This is a genomic window from Micromonospora tarapacensis, from assembly GCF_019697375.1.
In the GTDB taxonomy this organism is placed as follows: domain Bacteria; phylum Actinomycetota; class Actinomycetes; order Mycobacteriales; family Micromonosporaceae; genus Micromonospora; species Micromonospora tarapacensis.
This window is the reverse complement of record NZ_JAHCDI010000004.1, coordinates 1,597,873-1,616,756: the sequence shown is the minus strand read 5'-3', so window position 1 is coordinate 1,616,756 and position 18,884 is coordinate 1,597,873. Positions and strand designations below refer to the sequence as shown.

General features: G+C 73.5%; 18 protein-coding genes and 2 pseudogenes. 12 read left to right on the top strand and 8 right to left on the bottom strand.

Annotation, left to right across the window (positions count from 1 at the left end):
• The first annotated feature begins 1 nt into the window (after position 1).
• The 8 genes and pseudogenes from KIF24_RS13240 (at position 2) to KIF24_RS13205 (ending at position 7,239) form a co-directional block, all read left to right on the top strand.
• The gene (locus tag KIF24_RS13240; protein WP_221084295.1) at positions 2-1,015 is read left to right on the top strand and encodes a hypothetical protein; all 1,014 of its coding nucleotides are present in this window, start codon (positions 2-4) and stop codon (positions 1,013-1,015) included.
• Entirely contained in the window at positions 1,000-2,625 is a 1,626-nt protein-coding gene (locus KIF24_RS13235; protein ID WP_221084294.1) for a PEP/pyruvate-binding domain-containing protein, read from the top strand. The genes KIF24_RS13240 and KIF24_RS13235 overlap by 16 nt, the downstream gene beginning before the upstream one ends.
• Entirely contained in the window at positions 2,625-3,971 is a 1,347-nt protein-coding gene (locus KIF24_RS13230) for an RtcB family protein (protein WP_221084293.1), read from the top strand. Before KIF24_RS13235 ends, KIF24_RS13230 begins: the two co-directional genes overlap by 1 nt.
• Positions 3,968-4,564: an aminotransferase class III-fold pyridoxal phosphate-dependent enzyme gene (locus KIF24_RS13225; protein WP_221084292.1), complete on the top strand. Its 597-nt coding sequence runs from the start codon at positions 3,968-3,970 to the stop codon at positions 4,562-4,564. The genes KIF24_RS13230 and KIF24_RS13225 overlap by 4 nt, the downstream gene beginning before the upstream one ends.
• Positions 4,552-4,737: pseudogene (locus KIF24_RS35060) on the top strand (aminotransferase class III-fold pyridoxal phosphate-dependent enzyme); the annotation flags it as partial. The gene KIF24_RS13225 and the pseudogene KIF24_RS35060, both read left to right, overlap by 13 nt.
• 134 nt (positions 4,738-4,871) lie before the next feature.
• On the top strand, positions 4,872-5,246 hold the full coding sequence (locus KIF24_RS13215; protein WP_230415549.1) for a PLP-dependent aminotransferase family protein: 375 nt from the start codon (positions 4,872-4,874) through the stop codon (positions 5,244-5,246).
• Complete coding sequence (locus KIF24_RS13210; protein WP_221084289.1) at positions 5,240-6,442, top strand: amidohydrolase family protein; 1,203 nt, start codon at positions 5,240-5,242, stop codon at positions 6,440-6,442. The genes KIF24_RS13215 and KIF24_RS13210 overlap by 7 nt, the downstream gene beginning before the upstream one ends.
• Positions 6,439-7,239, top strand: a complete 801-nt coding sequence (locus KIF24_RS13205) for a hypothetical protein (RefSeq protein ID WP_221084288.1) — start codon at positions 6,439-6,441, stop codon at positions 7,237-7,239. Before KIF24_RS13210 ends, KIF24_RS13205 begins: the two co-directional genes overlap by 4 nt.
• On the opposite strand, the gene KIF24_RS13200 is transcribed toward KIF24_RS13205, so the two are convergent.
• A complete protein-coding gene (locus tag KIF24_RS13200) occupies positions 7,196-8,146 on the bottom strand; it encodes a diacylglycerol/lipid kinase family protein (RefSeq protein ID WP_221084287.1) in 951 nt (316 codons plus the stop codon). The genes KIF24_RS13205 and KIF24_RS13200 overlap by 44 nt on opposite strands.
• A gap of 281 nt (positions 8,147-8,427) precedes the next feature.
• On the opposite strand from KIF24_RS13200, the gene KIF24_RS13195 reads away from it, so the two are divergent.
• The gene (locus KIF24_RS13195) at positions 8,428-8,961 is read left to right on the top strand and encodes a hypothetical protein (RefSeq protein ID WP_221084286.1); all 534 of its coding nucleotides are present in this window, start codon (positions 8,428-8,430) and stop codon (positions 8,959-8,961) included.
• Positions 8,962-8,999: 38 nt separating this feature from the next.
• Here KIF24_RS13195 and htpG read toward each other — a convergent pair whose 3' ends face one another.
• The 4 genes from htpG to KIF24_RS13175 all read right to left on the bottom strand — a co-directional run bounded on the left by htpG (position 9,000) and on the right by KIF24_RS13175 (position 13,630).
• Positions 9,000-10,916, bottom strand: a complete 1,917-nt coding sequence (gene htpG, locus KIF24_RS13190) for a molecular chaperone HtpG (protein ID WP_221084285.1) — start codon at positions 10,914-10,916, stop codon at positions 9,000-9,002.
• 103 nt (positions 10,917-11,019) lie between these two features.
• Entirely contained in the window at positions 11,020-11,592 is a 573-nt protein-coding gene (locus KIF24_RS13185) for a GerMN domain-containing protein (protein ID WP_407939918.1), read from the bottom strand.
• Positions 11,589-12,944 carry a sensor histidine kinase gene (locus tag KIF24_RS13180; protein WP_221084284.1) on the bottom strand — a complete coding sequence of 452 codons (1,356 nt, stop codon included), beginning with the start codon at positions 12,942-12,944 and terminating at the stop codon, positions 11,589-11,591. The genes KIF24_RS13185 and KIF24_RS13180 overlap by 4 nt, the downstream gene beginning before the upstream one ends.
• Entirely contained in the window at positions 12,941-13,630 is a 690-nt protein-coding gene (locus tag KIF24_RS13175; protein ID WP_221084283.1) for a response regulator transcription factor, read from the bottom strand. Before KIF24_RS13175 ends, KIF24_RS13180 begins: the two co-directional genes overlap by 4 nt.
• A gap of 154 nt (positions 13,631-13,784) precedes the next feature.
• Between KIF24_RS13175 and KIF24_RS13170 the strand changes: the two genes are divergently transcribed.
• The 3 genes and pseudogenes from KIF24_RS13170 to KIF24_RS35055 form a co-directional block, all read left to right on the top strand.
• Positions 13,785-14,276 (top strand): STAS domain-containing protein, encoded by a 492-nt coding sequence (locus tag KIF24_RS13170; RefSeq protein ID WP_221084282.1) that lies wholly within the window; start codon positions 13,785-13,787, stop codon positions 14,274-14,276.
• The gene (locus KIF24_RS13165) at positions 14,273-14,542 is read left to right on the top strand and encodes a GlsB/YeaQ/YmgE family stress response membrane protein (protein ID WP_221084281.1); all 270 of its coding nucleotides are present in this window, start codon (positions 14,273-14,275) and stop codon (positions 14,540-14,542) included. Before KIF24_RS13170 ends, KIF24_RS13165 begins: the two co-directional genes overlap by 4 nt.
• Positions 14,543-14,628: 86 nt before the next feature.
• A pseudogene (locus KIF24_RS35055) lies at positions 14,629-15,136 on the top strand (STAS domain-containing protein); the annotation flags it as partial.
• 246 nt (positions 15,137-15,382) lie between these two features.
• Here KIF24_RS35055 and KIF24_RS13155 read toward each other — a convergent pair.
• The 3 genes from KIF24_RS13155 to KIF24_RS13145 form a co-directional block, all read right to left on the bottom strand.
• Complete coding sequence (locus tag KIF24_RS13155; protein ID WP_221084280.1) at positions 15,383-15,898, bottom strand: hypothetical protein; 516 nt, start codon at positions 15,896-15,898, stop codon at positions 15,383-15,385.
• Positions 15,899-16,062: 164 nt separating this feature from the next.
• Positions 16,063-17,325, bottom strand: coding sequence for a cytochrome P450 (locus KIF24_RS34475; protein ID WP_221084279.1), 1,263 nt, complete (start codon positions 17,323-17,325; stop codon positions 16,063-16,065).
• Positions 17,322-18,875, bottom strand: coding sequence for an AMP-binding protein (locus tag KIF24_RS13145; RefSeq protein WP_221084278.1), 1,554 nt, complete (start codon positions 18,873-18,875; stop codon positions 17,322-17,324). Before KIF24_RS13145 ends, KIF24_RS34475 begins: the two co-directional genes overlap by 4 nt.
• Between the last annotated feature and the right edge of the window lie 9 nt (positions 18,876-18,884).

Below are 18,884 nucleotides of genomic sequence, written 5' to 3'. Positions count from 1 at the left end.
CTTGGAGAGCCGGTGGCGGGACCTGGTGATCCTCGACTACGAGGTCGACTTCCCCGCCGCGTCCCGGCTGGAGCTCGCGCTCTACAGCGCCGGCGCGGCGTTGTTCCCCCGGGTCCTGCTGGGTGAGCCGGCCCCGTGGGGGCGGCACCGCCGCCCGGGCGTGCTGGAGATCCCGGCTGTGCGGTACGACCGGCTGCTGGACGACTTCGGCGCGCGGTGCGCCGACCCGAGCTTCGTGCGGCGCCTCGGCGCGCGGCTGCACGCCTGCCTCGACCGGCTGGCCCGGGCCACCCGCCGGCTGGAGCCGCCCGCGCCGCCCCGGCGCGGCCGGATCGTCAAGGCCGTCGAGGCACTGGCCGAGCTGATGGCCTTCCACGTGCTCAACTGGGCACTGCCGCTGGATGACATCCGGCGGTGGTTGGCCCGGCTGACCGGTTCACCGCACGCGGCGCGCGGGCTGCTGATGCGCCTCCTGGTCCCCACCAACCCGGCGCACCTGGCCGACTTCGCGGCGCTCGCCGCGAGCGCACACCACGACCTGCGCGCCGGCGACTGGTCGCCGCGGCGCGCCGCCCAGCTGGCCACCGACGTCGGCCACCTGCAGTCCCCCGGTCTCGCCCGCCCGTTCGACGACCCGGCCGTCCTGGAGACGTACCTGCGCTCCCTCGGCCCCGACGACGCGGCGTACCTCGACGCGATGCGATCCGCCCGCGACGACGCGCGCCGGCGGCTCGCCCGGGACACCGCACTCCTCCTGCTCACCGCCGGGGACGCCGCCGCGGTGGCCCGCACCTGGGCGCTGACCACGGTCTGCCGGCTCGCCGCCGAGGAGGAGGAGCAGCGCCGGCGGTGGCAGGGGCGCAGCCTCCGCGCGATCGGCACGGCCGCCGCGCACCAACGCGTGGCCCCGGACCGGCTGCTGCCCCGCGCCTGCCACCTGCCTCCGACGCCACCGGAGGCACCGCGTCCCATCGTCGACCCCACCGCGGCGGGCTGGGCATGGCTGAGCTGCTGATCGACCTCGCCGAGTTCGCCGACCCGGCGCCGGCCCGCGTCGGCGGCAAGGCTGCCGGCCTGTGCGCCGCCCGTGCCCTCGGGCACCGCGTGCCGCCGGCCGCGGTGCTCGCCACCGATGTGGTGCCCGCCGACGCCGGCTCCGGGTGGATCCGAACGGCGACCACCCAGGTGCTCGCGTGGGCCCGGGAGCGGGAGGTGGCACACCTGGTGGTGCGTTCCTCGGCCGACGTGGAGGACCGGGGCCGGCACAGCTACGCCGGCGTCTTCCGGTCGGCGTTCAGCCGGGCCCGGCCCGAGGACGTGGCCGCCGCGCTGAGCACCGTGCTCGCCGGGGCCACCGGCCCGGTCCGCCATGCCTACGAGACCGCCGCCGGGCTGGCCGGCCGGGCGGGACGGCTGGCGATCCTGGTGCAGGCGACCGTGCCCGCCCGCAGCAGCGGCGTCGCGTTCGGCTGGCCGGGTTCCGGCGGTCGCCAACTGCGCGTCGACGGCACCTGGGGGCTGGCCACCCAGCTGCTCGGTGGCATCGGCACCGGGGACTCCCATCGCAGCGACGCGGTGCCCGCCGACCGGATAGGGCCCAAACCCCTGGCCATCTACCCGATCCTGGACGACCGGCACCGTCCCGGCGACCTCGTCGCCGTCGACCCCGGCGTACCGCCCGACGGCAAGGTGGTCTACGTCGACGGACCGGCCGGCCTGGCCTACGTCCGGCTCGCACCCGGCCACGCGAGCCGCGGCTGCCTGCACCCGCGGCTGCTCGCCGGGCTCGCCGCCGTGCTGGCCGAGCCGCCACCGGGCTACCGCACCGGTCTGGACGTCGAGTGGGTCGAGGATCAGCACGGCACCCTGTGGCTGGTGCAGTTGCGCCCGATGACCGCCGTCCCGCCACCGCCCGCCCGAGAGCCGGTCGGGCCGGCCGACGGACGGACGCTGCGTGGCGAGCCGGGCGCCCCGGGCAGGTGGCGCGGGCCGGTGTCCCACGCCGACGCCATCAGCGGGTACCCGCCGGCCGACGGGCGGGTGCTGGTCTGCGGCGCCGCGCGCCCGGAACTGCTGCCGGCCATCGCCCGCGCGGCGGCGATCGTCAGCTCCGACGGTGGCGTGCTCTGCCACGTCGCCATCCTCGCCCGGGAACTCGGCAAACCCTGCGTGGTCGGTGTCCCCGACGCCGAACGCCTGCTGACCGAGGGCGCCACGGTGACCGTGGACGGCACCGCCGGAACGGTCAGCCTCACCGGCGAGGGCCCCACGACCGCGTCCAGCGCCGCCGCCGCCGCGGTGGACGGCGGGCCCGGCCCGCCTTCGGGCGACGTGACCGTCGGTTTCCTCCCACCCGACCGGCCGATCGATCCGGCCGACCCGCTGCTCGCCGACGCCGAGGTCGTCGTGCTGGTGCTCACCACACACGGCCCGGTCACCCCGGCCATGCTGACCGACGCGCCGGGGCACCTGGTGCTCTGCACCACGGCCGGCGTGGCCGCGGAGCGGGCCGGCTGGCGGATCCGGCACCGGGTCGGCCGTTGGTCGGTGCTGGCCCGCCCCACGCTCGGTGAACACCTGATCAGGGCGGTGCTGCGGGCCCTGCCCGAGGCGGGGGACGCCTGATGACCACCCGGCCGCTGAGCGTCTTCCACGCCCGCTTCGGCGACGACCCGGACCGGGGCGCCCGGTTCCTGCTCACCGCGGAACACCTCGGTCCGCTGCTGGCGTCACCCCTGGGACACCAGGTGGCCCGGGTCGCCCGACTGCCCCACGTCGTCGGTGAGATCGTGGCCCATCCCGACGTCAGCGCCAAACCCTTCGGCTTCCCCGCCGGGATCGCCCTGACCACCGCACCCGGCTGGCTGTACCCCCTCTCGGCACCCGACATGGGCTGTGGCTACCTGGTCCTGGACTCCGGCATCACCGTCGACCCCGACACCGACCACCCGGCGTTGGCCGCCGCCTACGAGGAGATGGTGCGGCTGATCGCTGTCGACTCACCGTCGCGGGCCGACGTCGGGGTGGACGTACGGGACGTGCTCACCGCCGGGGTGGCCGCGCTCGGTGCACCGGCCGGCTTCCACACAGCCGACGCTCCGGCGGAGGAGAACAACAGCTGGCCCGCCCGTCTCGACCTGCTCGCCGGGGCGGCCGTCGACACGGTGCTCCGGCGCAGCCTCGGCAGCGCCGCCGGGCACTTCGTGGCCTGCTACCTCGTCGAGCGGGCGTTGCTGCCGGGCGCGCCACCGCCCGGCCGGATCATCGTCGTGGTCCACGTCGGTGCGGCACCGATCCGCGACCAGCTGAACCGGCGCGGCCTCTTCCTCGACCTCGCCCAGGAGGCGGTACGCCGGGGCATCTCCACCCCCGCCGACGCCGCCGCCGGACTGTTCGCCGTCGACCTGGACACCGCATCCGGACAAGCCCTGCTGGGCACCGCCATGGCCGCCCGGAACTTCGGCTACGCCAACCGGCAGATCGTCGCGGAGCGGGTGCTGGCCGCCCTGTCCGGCACGCTGCGCGCCACCGCCGCGGCGGTGCAGCTGCGGCACGTCGACCACACCGCGTTCGAACGCGTCGACGCCGGTATCCGGGCGCGGCGTGGCCTGCAACCGTTGCACCCGGACCGACCCGTCTTCGTCACCGGCGGCGAGCACACCCACGCCTACCTCTGCCACACCGGCCGCTCCGGCGCCCTCGCCGACGACCTGGTCTGCCACGGTGCGGCCGTACGGGAGACACCCGGCGTCCCGCCGGCCCTGTGGGACCGTCCCGACCTGGACGTCGGGCCGGCCCAACTGCGCCACTGGGCCACCACCATGCACAGCAACACCCGCTACGACGACCACCGCTTCTGGACCGACGTGACGAATCTCGAGGCGGTGATCGGGCAGCTGGCCACCATCGACCTGGCCCGGCCGGCCGCGCGGCTCCGGCAACTGGCGAACTACCGGGAGACCGCGCTGTGACGCGGTGGTGGGCACGGGATCCGTCCCGCGCGGACCCGGTCGCGCGACGGCGCCTGCACCGGTACGCCACGCGGGTCGCCGACGACACCGTGACCGCGCTGGCCGCCCTGGGCGCACCCGTCAGCGTCGCCGCGACCGACCAGGACCGGGTGTACGACGTCGACGGCACCGCCTACCTCGACCTGCGCGGCGGCGACACGGCCGTCCTCGGCCACCGCCCGGCGCCCGTCGTCGCCGCACTGCGCGACGCGCTGTCCCGCGTCGACATGGGCGACCATCGGCTCCCCGGCGAGGCCCGGGAGCAGCTCGCCGGGGAGCTGAGCGCCACCCTGCCGCACGGCCGTTGGCGCTGGCAGTTCTGCGGCAGCGGCAGCGAAGCCGTCGAGTTCGCCCTGCGCACCGCGCTGGCGGCCACCGGACGGGACCGGCTCGTCGCGATCGACGACGGCTACCACGGCCAGGTCGGCCTCGCCGCCGCGGTGACCGACCCGCGCCACCTGCCCGACCCCTTCCCCGCCTGGCCCTGCCGCCGCTGCGGATCCCCGCCACCGCCGCCGCGCTGGCGGCCGTCGACCACCAGGTGGCCGCGGTGATCGTCGAGCCCGTCCAGCTGAGCCGGCGGGTGCACCCGCTGCCGGCCGACTGGCTGCGGGCCCTGCGCCGCCGCTGCGCCGACACCGGCAGCGTCCTGATCTTCGACGAGGTCAAGTGCGGGTTGAACCGCTGCGGACCGCTCTGGGCACACGAGTCCGCCGGGGTCACGCCGGACGTCCTGGTGACCGGAAAGGCGCTGACCGCCGGGCTGTACCCGGTGGCCGCCTGCGGCCTGCGCAGCGACGACGGCCCGCTGCGGGGCGGCCGTCCCCGCTGCGCTCCTCGTACGGCGGCAGTCTGCTCGCCATGGCGGTGGCGCGGGCCGTGCTGGCGCTGCTCACCGACCCGGTGCAGCGGCAGCGGTACCGGCACACCGCCGAGACGGTGGCGCAGCGGCTGCACCACCACCTTCGACCCGGCCACCATCCGTCGCCCCGGATCGGCCGTGCCGGCGCGGCGTTCGCGCTGACCTTCGCCGACCCGGACACCGCGCTGTTCGTCGCCGCGGACCTGCTCCACCGCCGGGTGCTGGTGCCGATGCCCATCGACACCACGATCGTGCTGCTGCCGGCCCTGACCATCGCCGACGAGACCGCCGACGTCGCCGGCCGGCGGATCGCGGCAGCCGTCGACCACGCCCGGGCGGCCCTGTGCGGCCAGGAGGAGGCACCCGCATGTTGATCTCGGCAGACTCGCACCTCCTCGACCCACCGCACCTGTGGCAGCGGTGGCTGCCCGCCCGGTACCGGGATCGGGCCCCGCAGCTCGTCGAGGACGTCCACGGTGGTCACGCCTGGCGCTACGCCGGCACCCGGGAGCCGGAACCCATCGGACTGGCCGGGCTGCCGGGCCGGCCCGCCGACCGGCTGCGCCCCAGCGGTGTGCGGTACGACGAGATCCGCCCCGGCACCTACGACGGCGCCGCCCGGCTCGCCGACCAGGACGCCGACGGTGTCGCGGCCGAGGTCATCTTCCCCAGTGCCCGCCCGCTGGGACACTTCCTCGACGATCCGGACCCGGATTTCGTCCGGGCCGGCGTCGCGGCGTACAACCGGTTCGTCGTGGAGGAGTTCTGCGCCGCCGCCCCCACCCGCCTGTTCCCGGTCGCCCAGCTGCCCACCACCGGCGTCGAGGACTGCCGGCGGACCCTGTCGGCCTGCGCCGACCGGGGATTCGTCGCCGCGGTGCTCCCCTCGTGGCCCACCGGCGGCGACCATCTCGACGCCGCCAGCGCCCCCTTCTGGGCGCAGGCACAGGAGATCGGGCTGCCGATCTGCATGCACGTCGGGTTCCGCTCCCGGCAGGAGCGACTGTTGCTGCGCGAGTTGCACGAGCGCCGGCTCGACGACGACCTGACCAGCATCCGCCTACAGCCGGCCGATCCGCGGCAGGTGCCCCGGCCGCTCGAATACCACCATCGGGCCCCGAACTTCGGCGTGAGTCTCGGCCGCGCCGCCGCGGTCCTCAGCGACCTGCTGTTGTCCGGGCTGTTCGACACGTACCCCCGGCTGCGGATCGGACTCATCGAGACCTGGATCGGCTGGCTCCCCCGGGCGCTGGAGGCCGTCGACGACATCTGGCGGCGCAACCGCTACCTGCGCCGGATTCCGCTGCGTCAGCCGCCCTCCGCCTACTGGCACACCAACATGGCCGCCTCGTTCCTGGACGACCGGGCCGGCGTCCACACCCGGCACGCGATCGGCGTGGACAGCATGATGTGGTCCACCGACTACCCCCACTTCGGCACCTTCTGGCCCCGCTCCCGGGAGGTTGCCGAGATCACCCTGGCCGGGGTCCCGGAGGACGAGCGGGCCCGCATCCTCGCCGGCAACTGCCTGCGGTTCTACGGCCTGACCGATCGGATCGGCGCGACGTGAGGCCACCCGGGACGCTGGCGTACCCGCTGCCGGCCGGCGCCGTCCTCGACCGGCTCGCCCTGCTGCGGGTCAAACAGGACCTGCTGACGCATCCGCCGCACCGGCGGATCGCCGCCGCCGAGCACGCCCTGGTGTTGCGGGCCTGGACCGGGTCGGGACTGCCGGCACCGCGGGAACTGCCCGCGTACGCGAGCATGTCGGTCGTCCACCGGATGCTGTGGAACCTGGAGAACGTGGTCCGCGCCGCCGAGCGGCAGGGCGACCTCGGGCCCGGGTTCGTCGCCGTCACCGCCCGCATCCACCGGCTCAACGCCGTCCGCGCGGCGCATCGCCGCGCCGCCGACGCGGATACGGCCGGAACCGGCGTGGATCTCGTCGAGGTGCCCCAGTGCCTCGACGCGTACGCCGACCGGATCGCCATCGCCGAGGTGCGCCGGCACCGCCGGCCGGACACGAACCAGGTGGGACACCTGATCCTGCGGGACAGCTGGCTGTCCCGCGGGCTGCCGGACCTCTTCGACGGCGATCTCTTCCGGCGGTTGTGTCACACCAACGACCGACTCTGGTCGGCGAAGGAGGAGCTGGAAACGACGCTGCCGCACGCCCCGGTCGCCGCCTGCCGCCGCGTGTACCTGGTCAACGACGCTCGGGTCCGGGCCAAGCGACGTGTCGCCGAGGCGCTGCGCTGCGCGCTGCGCGACGTCAAGGAGTACGTCCGCTACCCGCCGCCGGCCGGCTGGGACGACCAGAGTCTCACCTGGAGCCTTCCGGCTCCGACGCCGGAAGGCAGACGGTGAGCGCGGCGGGCACCGCGCGTACCTTCAGCTTCCGGGCGGTGCCGCGGGCGCCGCCGTCGAGCTCGTAGGTCTTCGGCTCGCCGAAGCGGACCTTGGCCCTGCGCCCCCGGGTGATCCGGACGAACTTGGAGTTCTCGGAACGGCCGGTGGCCATCTTGCCGAGGGTGCGTGCCCAGTCGACGGCGCCGCCGGCCGTGGAGACCCCGATCTCCAGCGAGCCGCTGTCGGGGCGGGCGTCGTCGAAGGCGGGAATCCCGCCGGTGATGGTGCCGACGTTGCCGACCAGCACGCAACTGGCCTCGCCGTCGAACCAGGTCCCGCCGTCCACGGTGATCCGGGTACGGGTCAACTCGCCGCGCACGTGGCGCAGCCCGGTCCACACGTAGGCGAGCCGGCCGAGGCGTCCCTTCAGCTCCCGGTCGGCCTCCCGGATGAGGTCGCCGTCGAACCCGGCACCGGCCATCACCGCGAAGTGCTCACCGTTGAGCCTGCCGAGGTCGAGACGGCGCCGCCGGCCGTGCAGGCCGATCCGGACGGCCTCCGGCAGGTCCTCCGGGATGCCGAGATTGCCGGCGAACAGGTTGGCGGTGCCGGCGGGCAGGATCGCCATCGGCGTCCGCGATCCGGCGAGGGTGTCGGCGCAGCGCTGCACCATGCCGTCGCCGCCCCAGACGAAGACCAGATCGGCGCCCCTGTCGAGCGCCTTGCGGATCTTCTTCGGCGCCTTGCGGCTCTTGGGCACCTCGTACCAGAGCATGTCCCGCACGCCCGCGCCGACCAGAGTCGCCCGCAGGTCGTCCAGGCCGCCGCCCAGGTTCTTCTTCCGATGGGCCACCACCGCGACGGTGCCGACCGTCACGGCGGGGGCCGGCGGGCTGTCCGGATCCACCACCACACTCGCGCTCATGGCCGCCGAAATACCCGGCCGCCCGGAACTCCACGCCTGGCGGGGGCCAGGTGCCGGAACCGGAGCGCCGCCACCGCCCGGTGATCACCGGATCGGCGGGTGCCGGGGGCGGTGCGAGCTGGCAGGATGCTACGGACCGCAGGACCGCGTCCCCGACCCGAGTGCTGTTGTCCGGACCCGACCATCCGACGCGACACGAACGGAGACCGCCACGTGGGCATCTTCGGCAGGAAGAAGAGGTCACACCCCACACCACCGCCGACCCCGCCACCACCCCCGCCGTGAAACCCGGCGACCAGGACGTCGCGCGGCGGGTGGTCCGGGACTTTCTGATGACCCTCGGGGACGACGGTGCCATGCGGCATGCCGCTGTGGCGGTCTGCCAGGCCGGCGACGGAACGCCCGACATGGAGACTCTGCTGCGGAACATCCGCCAGACCGGAGATCTCGGCATCGACCGGCCGTGGCAGTGGCTGGCAGCAGTCAACGCCGAGGCACAGCGACTCGGCGACCTGCACCTGGTCGCCGAGATCACGTACTTCGTATTCGTCTGGGATGCGCGCCTGCGCGGCCGGATCGTCTCCGGCGAACTGTTATTGCAACTGCAACTCCCACCCGAACAGGTCGTCCGGGAGGTCTACTCGACGGCCCTGTTCGCCCTCGCCGAGGCCGATCCCGGGCGGCTCGTCGCCGACCGGACCGACACCGTCATGGTGTCCTCGCTGCGGACAGCTCTCGCGCACGCCGTCCTCGACGCGGACCCGCCCTTTCCGGCTCACGTCTCGGCGGCGGCACGCCAGCTGGTGAACGGCTGAGCCGGCGCCGGCCGCCACCCGACCCGGCACCCGCGGGGCTACAGGGTGCGGGCGAGGCGGTCGGCGAGGATCCGGGCGAACCTCGCCGGGTCGGCCAGGTCACCGCCCTCGGCGAGCAGCGCGGTGCCGTAGAGCAGCTCGGCGGTCTCCGCCAGGGCGTCGCCGGCACCGCCCTGCTCGTGCGCCTTGCGCAGGCCGGTGACGAGCGGGTGGCTCGGGTTGATCTCCAGGATCCGCTTCACCTTCGGCACCTCCTGGCCCATCGCCCGGTACATCTTCTCCAGGGTCGGGGTGAGGTCGTGCGCGTCGCCGACCACACAGGCCGGGGAGGTGGTCAACCGCGACGAGAGGCGCACCTCCTTGACGCTGTCGCCGAGCACCCCGCCCATCCAACCGAGCAGGTCGGCGTACTCGGTGCGCTGCCGCTCCCGCTCCGCCTCGGCCTCGGTACGCTCCTGCTCGGTGTCCAGGTCGACCTGTCCCTTGGCGACCGAACGCAGCGTCTTGCCGCCGTAGCTGCCGACCCGCTCGACCCAGACCTCGTCGACCGGGTCGGTGAGGAGCAGCACCTCGTAGCCCTTGGCGCGGAACGCCTCCATGTGCGGCGAGTTCTCGATGGTGGCGCGGTTCTCCCCGGTGGCGAAGTAGATGTCGGTCTGGCCCTCGCGCATCCGGGCGACGTAGCCGGCCAGGTCGGTCAGCTCGGCCGGGTCGTGGGTGGAGGCCACCGACAGGACCTCCAGCAGGGTGTCCTGGTTCTCGGTGTCCTCGATCAGACCTTCCTTGACCACCGGCCCGAACTCGGCCCAGAAGGTGCGGTACCGCTCCGGCTGGTCGGTCTTGAGTTCCTTGACCGTGGCCAGGATCTTCTTGACCAGGCGGCGGCGTACGGCGCGGATCTGCCGGTCCTGCTGGAGGATCTCCCGGGAGATGTTCAGCGACAGGTCGTGGGCGTCCACCACACCCTTGACGAACCGCAGGTAGTTGGGCATGAGCGCGTCGCAGTCGTCCATGATGAACACGCGCTTGACGTAGAGCTGGACCCCCCGGCGCCCCTGCGGGGAGAACAGGTCCAGCGGCGCGTGGGTGGGGATGAACAGCAGCGCCTCGTACTCGAAGGTTCCCTCGCCCCGCATGTGGATGGTTTCGAGCGGATCCGCCCAGTCGTGGCTGACGTGCTTGTAGAACTCGTGGTACTCGGCCGGCTCGACCTCGTCGCGGGAACGGGCCCACAGCGCCTTCATCGAGTTGAGCGTGACCGTCTCGGTGGTGGCGGGGGCGTCGTCCGCGCCGGGCCGCTCGACGGTCATCCGGATCGGGTGGGCGATGAAGTCGGAGTAACGCTTGACGATCTCCCGGATCGTCCACTCGGCGGTGTAGTCGTGCAGGTTGTCCTCGGCGTCGGCGGGCTTGAGGTGCAGGGTCACCGCCGTGCCCTGGGGGGCGTCGTCGACTGCGGCCACGGTGTACGTGCCCTCGCCGGTCGACTCCCACCGGGTGCCGACGCGCTCGCCGGCCCGCCGGGTCACCAGCTCGACCCGCTCGGCGACCATGAACGAGGCGTAGAAGCCGACGCCGAACTGGCCGATCATCTGCTGCGACGCGCCGGCGTCCGTCGCCTCACGCAGCTGGCGCAGCAGCTCGGCGGTGCCGGACTTGGCGATGGTGCCGATGACGGAGACGACCTCGTCGCGGGTCATGCCGATGCCGTTGTCCCGCACCGTGAGGGTGCGCGTGTCCCGGTCGACCTCGATCGCGACGTGCAGGTCGCCGGTGTCGACGTCGAGGTCCTTGTCGACAAGCGACGCCAGGCGAAGCTTGTCCAGCGCGTCGGAGGCGTTCGAGATCAGTTCGCGGAGGAAGACGTCCTTGTTCGAGTAGATCGAGTGGACCACCAGCTGAAGCAGCTGACGCGCCTCAGCCTGGAACTCCAACGTCTCGGCCCGGTCGTTCACACCATGTCCCCTTCTCGGTTGTCCACCACGACGGTTCGCGGAAAGGATACGAGTTGTCGCGGTCCGCGTGTTCCCGAGGTCCGCCCCCAACCGGCGGACGCGGTCAGCGAGGGCTGATCAGCACCGCGTAGTCGGCCGCGGTGAGCGGCTCCGACGACAGCGAACCGTCCGCCCGGGGAACGCTCAGCGGCGCACCACCCTCCAGGAACAGCACCCCCGTGACGTCGGTGCGGGCGGTGAGCGTGCACACGATCTGCCCGTGCGCCAGCAGCCCGTCACTGCGGCCGGTGTCCACCCCGGTCAGCGTGACGCTGACCCGGGCCAGCCCGTCCGTGAGTTCGACCACGGCGCTGCTGAACGCCCCCGGCAGGGCGCTGGTGAGGCCGTCGTCGCGCTCGCCGGGCGTCGGCCCGGCCAGCAGGTCCCGCAGCTGGACGTCCGGGGCGGGCACCTCGTCGATCCGGCGGGTCACCGGCACCAGGCGGTCGTCGCGCGAGAAGTAGAGCACCTCGGTCACCGCGCCGGTCTCGGCCGCCGTCGGCGCGGCGGTCGCCGGGTACGGAAAGGGGCCGGGCGGTGGGGTGACCGCGCGGGGCCGGTCCTCGGCGGGAACCCCGCACGCCGCGACCAGGGTGAGCAGGGCGGTGACCGCCACGGCGCGGGCGGCGCGGATCACGACACGCTCCTGGGCAGGGTGACCAGGAACCGGGCGCCGCCCTCGGGGCGGTCGGTGACCGAGACCTCGCCACCGTGCGCGGCGGCGTGCTGGGCCACCAGCGCGAGCCCGAGACCGGTGCCGTCGCCGCCGCCGCGGTAGTTGGCCGCCCGGCCGCGTACGAATCGGTCGAAGATCACCTGCCGGTCCTCCATCGGCACTCCCGGACCCTCGTCGTCCACCTCCAGCACACCGGTGTCGCCGTCCCGGGAGAGCCGCACGGCCACCGGGCCGGCGCCGTAGCGCTCGGCGTTGTCGAGCAGGTTGGTCAACACCTGCGCGATCCGGCGCCGGTCCACCTGCCACGTCGCCGGCGTCGCCGGTGCCAGCCGCACCATCGACTCCGGCAGACCCCGGTCGCGACACGCCTGCCGGGCGAGCCCGACGAGGTCGACCGGCTCCCGATGCACCGGTTGATCGCTGCGGGCCAGATCCAGCAGGTCGTTGACCAGTTGCTGGAAACGGTCGATCTCGTCGGCCACCAGCCGGGCCGCGGTGGCGGTCCGCTCGTCCTGGTTCTCCCGCCGCCGGGCCAGGACGCTCGCCGCCGCCGCGAGCGTCTGCAGCGGCGAACGCAGCTCGTGGCTCACGTCGGCGGCGAAACGCCGATCCCGGTCGATGCGCTGCGCCAGCTCGTCGACCATCCGGTTGAAGGAGGTGGAGAGGCGGGTCAGGTCCGGGTCGGTGTCCGGCCTGAGGCGGGTGGTGAAGTCGCCGGCGGCGATCCGCTCGGCGGCGTCGGCGACGGCGGTCAGCGGGCGCAGCCCGTGCCGGGTCGCGTACCAGCCGAGGGCCGCCCCCGACCCGGCCACCATGATCGCAACCGCGGTCAGCGCCAGCGCGAGGATCTGGAAGGTCTGCTCCAGCTCCCGCAGCGAGACGATCTCGTAGAAGGCGGCCGACTCCGACAGCGGCACGCCGACCAGCATGACCGGATGGTCGTTGACCCGCACCCGCTGCACCGCCGGCCGCCCCGCCGAGACCAGGTCCTGCAGCCGGATCGGAATCGCGGTGGTGAGCCCGGTGTCGGCGCTGCGGGCGTACCAGTCGCCGTTGAGGTGCAGCAGGGGCCGCCGGCCGGTGCCGGTGTCCAGCGCTCGCAGCGCCTCCACGACGTCCGGGTTCTCGGTGTTCAGCCCCGCCCGCACCACCGCCGCGTCGTAGTACGCCGCCCGCAGCACGGTGCGCTCCCGCTCGTTGAGCAGGCTGCGGCGGGTCAGCTCGTACGACACCAGGGCCATCGAGGCGGACAGCAGCAGCGCACCCACCGCGAACGCGGCGGTGACCCGGGCCCAGAGTCCGAGGCGCCTCATCGCTGGAGCTTGTAACCCAGGCCGCGCAACGTCACCAGATGCCGGGGATTGGCCGGGTCGACCTCGATCTTCTGGCGCAGCCGGCCGACGTGCACGTCGACCAGCCGCTCGTCGCCGGTGTCGTATCCCCAGACCCGGCTGAGCAGCTGCTGGCGCGAGAGCACCCGGCCGGCGTGCTCGGCCAGCTCGCACAGCAGCCGGAACTCGGTACGGGTGACCGCGACCTGCTGGCCGGCGCGGCGCACCTCCCCCGCCTCGGGGCTGACCTCCAACTCCCCGAAGGACAGCACCGGCACCGGCTCCCGGGCCTCCGCCGCCGTCACCGCACGACCGCGCCGGCGCAGGGCACGCAGCCGGGCGCTCAGCTCCTTGATCGCCACCGGTTTGACCACGTAGTCGTCGGCACCGGCCTCCAGCGCGGCGACGATGTCGTGGGTGTCGTCGCGGGCGCTGACCACCACGATCGGCACGTCGTCGTCGCGGCGCAGCTGGCGGATTCCCTCGAACCCGTCGATTCCGGGCAGCATCAGGTCGACCAGGACGTAGTCCGCCGGGTCCTGGCGCTGCCAGCGCAGCCCCTCCTCGGCCGTTGCCGCACCCCGGGCCTCGTAGCCCTCGTCCTCCAGGGCGAGCAGCAACGCCAACCGGATCCGGTCGTCGTCCTCGATCACCAGCACCGCTGTCATACCGGAATCATCCCCAAGCCCGGACCGGCCGGACAACCGCGGTCGAGTTCAGGGGGTTTTGTCACGCAACTGTCATACGTCCGCGCGGTGGCCGCCAACCCTGCTGGGCAGGGTGAGAGCCGACCTCGGGACACCAGGAGAGGGGGCCTTCGACGTGACCACGCCACGACGCCCCGAGTGCTCGGTGCCGCTGGTCGAGGTTTCCATCACCGAGTTCGACCTGGCCTGCCTGCCGGAGACCGGCGCGGTCTTCGACCAGTTGCTGGCCCTGCGACCTCAGCAGGTCGTGGTCGACCTGGCCGGCTGCCGGCACATCGACGCCGCGGCCATCGGACTGCTCCTCGACGTGCACCGCCGGATGGTCCGCTCCGGCGGCGTGCTCTCGCTGCGCAACCCCAACCCGCGCATCACCCGCATCCTGCAGACCGCCCGGCTGGACCAGATCCTGCCGGTGCACATCGACGCTCCGGCGTCGCCGACCGCGATTGGCGACGCCGCGTCGTCCGTCGCCGGCCCGGCGACGGCACCGGCCGGTGGTCCCCGGCCGCCGCGCCACGCGCCGCCGTGTACGGCCGCGCGGCCGTCACCGTACGTACCTGACGTAACCGCCCGACACACCGAACCGCGAGATCGAGGAGCAGCATGACCATCGCCGGGATCGTCGCGGCCCTCGCCGTCGGCCTCGCCGTCGGCGCGCTCGGCCGGCTCGTCGTCCCCGGCCGGGCGGCCGTGCCGCTGTGGCTCACCATGACCATCGGCGCGGTCGCCGCGCTGCTCGGCGCCATCACCGCCTGGCTCGCCGGCGTGCAGGGCTTCAGCCTGCTGGCGCTGGTCGTGCAGGCTGGCCTCGCCGCGGTCGGGGTGGTGATCGTGGTCGCCACCGCCGGAAGGGAACGCTCCGAGCCCCGCTGAGCAGCCCGCACGGCGACGGTGCCCGCCGCCGACGCCCCGAGTCCGTATCCCGGCCGCACCGGCCGCGGCACCGGAGAGGAAGCAGGATGACCGTCGTACCGGACGACAACCTGATGACCCTGATCTGCGATGTCTGTGGCGAGACGACCACCGGCGCCGCCTGTGTGCTGCCCGACGCCGAGGTCGTCTGGACGCTGGTCTCCGACCACGGCTGGAGCGGCTCGCCGTTCGCCACCGGCCCGCACCGCTGCCCGCGGTGCAGCGCCCTGCCGACGGGCGCGGCACCGCCCCGGCGCGACCGCCCCGAAGCCGTCGGCGGCCCCCGAGGTGCCGGTGGTCGCCACGAACGACACCGTCGACGCGGCGCGCACCGAGGACGCGTTGCGCACCGCGCTCCGCGACGCGGTCGACGTGGAGGGGACGGTCGTGGTGAACCTGGCCCACGTCGACGTCATCGACTCGGCCGGGCTGGGCCTGCTCGTCCGGGCCCACCGGGAGGTCCGCGAGCACGGCGGGAGGCTGTGCCTGGCCGCGCCGTCGAGGTTCATCCGTACGGTCCTGCACACCATGAAGCTCGACGGGCTGTTTCCCATCTTCGACAGCCTCGACGACGCCGTCGGGCAGGTGCTGGCCGCGACTCGGCCGGCCCCGGACGAAACCCCGTCACTGTCGCCGGTGCCGGCGGCGCAGCCCGTCGGCACCCAACGCGATCTCCGCGATCCGGCCGGCGCCCGGCGGACCGCCGGCAGCCTCACGGTCTGACCCTCGGCCGGCACCGGGTGTCGCCGGGTGTCGCCGATGCGGACCCGGTGGCGGACACTCCCCGCGGGGGAGGGACTGTCAGGAGGCGGCGGAAAAACCGCCACGGCGGCGCAGCCGGCCGATCCAGCCCTGCGCGGTGTGCCGGGGCACGCCGTAGTGTTCGGCGACGGCGGTGACGGTGCCGGTGCGGTTGAAGACCTCGACGACGTCGTCCGGCATGCGCCGGTAGACCCGACCCTTCGGCACGGACGCCTCGGTGCGGCGACGCGCGGCACCGGCGGCGGCGCGGTTGGCTCCGGAACGCACGGACCGCTTGCCGGCAGCCGTGGCGCGGGGCTGCTCGGCGGACGGCTCCTCGGCGGACGATCCGACGGCGTGCTCGGCCGCCGTCGGCGCCACCGGCACCGTGCGATCGGGGAACAAGGCGCGCAGCAGGAGATTCAGGTCGAAGGAAGGGAGGGCCGGTGCCGACATGCCACTGCCGGCGCGCATCACGAGCTCCACGACCCGAGGCGTCGAATCGTCCATGTCGACGCAGATCACGGTTTCGGTATCGGCACTCTCGGCTCTGATGGTGATTGTGTAGTCACCCATCGCTACCCTCCGCTGTCCATCAGATCACAGCACACACCCCGGCAGTGTGGTGGTTAAACATCCTAACCAGATTAGCGGATTGAGGTGTTTCCCTACAGACCGGAACTGAAGCGTGTCGTCGTCACCGAACGTAGCCAACACACACATCACATCCCGGCGTTGTCTCACGAGCGGGACGGCGCGAACCGCCCGGGGAGGGATTTCAAGCCATTGACGAAATTGCTCTCCAGCCGAACCACCGGGCCGGTCACCTCGAAGCGGGCCAGATGCGGCACCAGCTCCCGCAGCATGGTCTGCGCCTCGAGCCGGGCCAGGTGGGCACCGAGACAGAAGTGCGGCCCCATACCGAAGGACAGGTGCGGATTCGGATTCCGGTCCAACCGTAACGCCTGCGCGTCGGCGAAGGCGGCGTCGTCCCGATTCGCCGACACGTACCACAGCACCACCTTCGCACCCTCGGCGATGGGCTGGCCGCACAGTTCGGTGTCCTGGGTGGCGGTACGCCGGAACTGCATGATCGGAGTGACCCAGCGCAGCAGCTCCTCCGTCGCCGAGGGCAGCAGCGTCCAGTCGCGCGAGAGCTTCTCCCGCTGGGCCGGGTCCGACAGCAGCGCCAGAACCCCGCCGGAGATGAGGTGTCGGGTCGTCTCGTTGCCGGCCACCACCAGCAACAACCAGAAACTGCAGAACTCGCGGTCGGACAGCCGGCGGCCGTCCACCTCGCTCGTCGCCAGCAACGTCATCAGGTCGTCGCGCGGCGACCGGCGCCGCTCGGCCGCCACGGCGAGCGCGTACTGGAACGCCTCGAAGAACGTGCGCCGGTACGCCTCCACGTCCCCGCCGCCGTACTCGGGGTCGTCGAAGCCGACCAGGTTGTTGCTCCAGCGGTGCAGCAGGTGCCGATCCTCGCGGGGCAGGCCGAGCAGGTCCGCGAGGACCAGCAGCGGCAGCTCCGCGGCGAGGTCGGCGACCACGTCGCACTCCACCCGGTGTACCGCCCGTTGCACCAGGTGACGGGCGTGCACGGTGACGCTGTCCTGTAGCGCCCGGATCGCCCGCGGGGTGAACACGGCGGTGACCAGCCGACGGATCCGCGAGTGCTGCGGCGCGTCCATGTTGACCAGCAGCTGCCGGGCCTGTTCCAGGTCGGCCGCGGTGCGCGGGTCGGGCAGGAACGCGCCCCTGCGGCCGGAGGAGAACACCTCCGGCTGCCGGGACGCGGCGACCACACCTTCATGGCTGGTGACCGCCCAGAAACCGGAACCCTGGCTGAGCATCCGGCCGGCGCCGCCGCGCCGCCAGAGCGCCGGCTCCGGCACCCAGCACACCGGCTCCTCCCGTCGCATCCGGGCGAACTCGGCGTACGGCACCGCCGCGCCGTAGGTGGCCGGATGCGCCACGTCCGGACGCGGCACCACCCGGCTCACGACCGTTCCCCGGCGGCCTGCGGACGCAGCAGCTCACGCAGCACGTCGTGGCGGAGCTTGCCGGTGCCGTCGCGGGGCAGTTCGGCGACGAACCGCCAGCGCCGCGGCACCTTGAAGCCGGCCAGGGAGCGCCGGCAGAACCCGTCCAGCACCTGCGTGGCGTCGGCCGGGTCGAGCCGCCGCGGATCCAGTTCGACGACGGCGACCACCCGCTCGCCGTACTCGTCGTCCGGCTCGCCGGTCACCGCGACATCGCGCACCGCCGGATGGGTTAGCAGCACCGCCTGCACCTCGGCCGGGTAGATGTTCACCCCGCCGGAGACGATCAGGTCGCGGGTCCGGCCGGTCAGGTAGAGGTAGCCGGCGTCGTCCAGGAAGCCGGTCTCGCCGTAGGTGAACACGCCGGGTCGCAGGTGCGCGTCGCGGGTCTCCGCGGGGGCGTTGTGGTATTCGAACGTCTGCCCGGCCCGGCGGACGAAGACCCGCCCGGTCTGACCGGGCGGCAGCGCGGCGCCGTCCGGACCCAGGATGGCGATCTCGTTCGGCGGTACGGCGCGGCCGACGCTGCCCGGCCGGCGCAGCCACTCCTCGGCTCCGATCAGGGTGACCACCCCCGCCTCGGTGGCCGCGTAGTACTCGATCACCACCGGTCCCCACCACTCGATCATTTGCCGCTTCACCTCGACCGGGCAGGGACCGCCGCCGTGCCACACCACCCGCAGGCTGCCCAACTCGCCCCGGGCCCGGTCGGCGGCGTCCAGCCGCAGCAGCCGGACGAACTGGGTGGGCACCAGGTGACAGGCGGTGATCCGATGCTCGGCCACGGCGGCCAGGAACGCCTGCGGTTCGAACCGCTCGTGCAGCACCAGCCGGCTGCCGCGCAGCAGCGGCAGCAACGCGAAGAACAGCTGCGCCGAGTGGTACCAGGGGCCGACCAGCAGCACCGCGCCGCGCGCCGGCACCGCCAACGCGTGCCCGGCGTACGCCAGCAGCCGCTCCACCCGACCGAACGGCGCGCCGGTGCGGAACAGCCCGTTGCGTACCCCCTTCGGCACCCCGGTGGTGCCGGAGGTGTAGAGCATGGTGGAGCCGCAGACCTGTCCCTCCGGCTCGTCGTCGGCCAGGACGGCGAGCAGCGGTTCGACCGCGCCGGCGTCGGCGACGTCCCGCTCCCCCGTGACCAGTTGCCGTGCCGGGACGGCGGCGGACCGCACCGCCTCGCCGACCACGGCCGCGTACGCCGGCTCGGTGAGTACCAGCCGGCTCTCCGAGTCCGTCAGCAGGTACGCGATCTCGGGCGCGGTCAGGTGCCAGTTGACCGGCACCACCGTCACTCCGGTGTGGATGGCGGCCAGCAACGCCTCGATGGTCTCCCGCCGGTTGCCGCAGACCACCGCCATCGTGTCGCCGACCCGCAGCCCCTGCGCGCGCAGCAAGCGGATCCACCGGTTGACCCGCGCGTCCAGTCCTGGCCAGTCCGACGCCCCGGCGGCGTCACGCAGTGCCGGCTCGCCGGCGTCCCCGACCAGGTCCCGTAGCAGTACGGCCATTGCCGCCCC

Bases quoted from the DNA above. Each gene is read 5' to 3' on its own strand.
- KIF24_RS13235 (WP_221084294.1), top strand. From the start codon at position 1,000: ATGGCTGAGCTGCTGATCGACCTCGCCGAGTTCGCCGACCCGGCGCCG.
- KIF24_RS13230 (WP_221084293.1), top strand. From the start codon at position 2,625: ATGACCACCCGGCCGCTGAGCGTCTTCCACGCCCGCTTCGGCGACGAC.
- KIF24_RS13215 (WP_230415549.1), top strand. From the start codon at position 4,872: ATGGCGGTGGCGCGGGCCGTGCTGGCGCTGCTCACCGACCCGGTGCAG.
- KIF24_RS13210 (WP_221084289.1), top strand. From the start codon at position 5,240: ATGTTGATCTCGGCAGACTCGCACCTCCTCGACCCACCGCACCTGTGG.
- KIF24_RS13200 (WP_221084287.1), bottom strand. From the start codon at position 8,146: ATGAGCGCGAGTGTGGTGGTGGATCCGGACAGCCCGCCGGCCCCCGCC.
- KIF24_RS13180 (WP_221084284.1), bottom strand. From the start codon at position 12,944: ATGAGGCGCCTCGGACTCTGGGCCCGGGTCACCGCCGCGTTCGCGGTG.
- KIF24_RS13175 (WP_221084283.1), bottom strand. From the start codon at position 13,630: ATGACAGCGGTGCTGGTGATCGAGGACGACGACCGGATCCGGTTGGCG.
- KIF24_RS13165 (WP_221084281.1), top strand. From the start codon at position 14,273: ATGACCATCGCCGGGATCGTCGCGGCCCTCGCCGTCGGCCTCGCCGTC.
- KIF24_RS13155 (WP_221084280.1), bottom strand. From the start codon at position 15,898: ATGGGTGACTACACAATCACCATCAGAGCCGAGAGTGCCGATACCGAA.
- KIF24_RS13145 (WP_221084278.1), bottom strand. From the start codon at position 18,875: ATGGCCGTACTGCTACGGGACCTGGTCGGGGACGCCGGCGAGCCGGCA.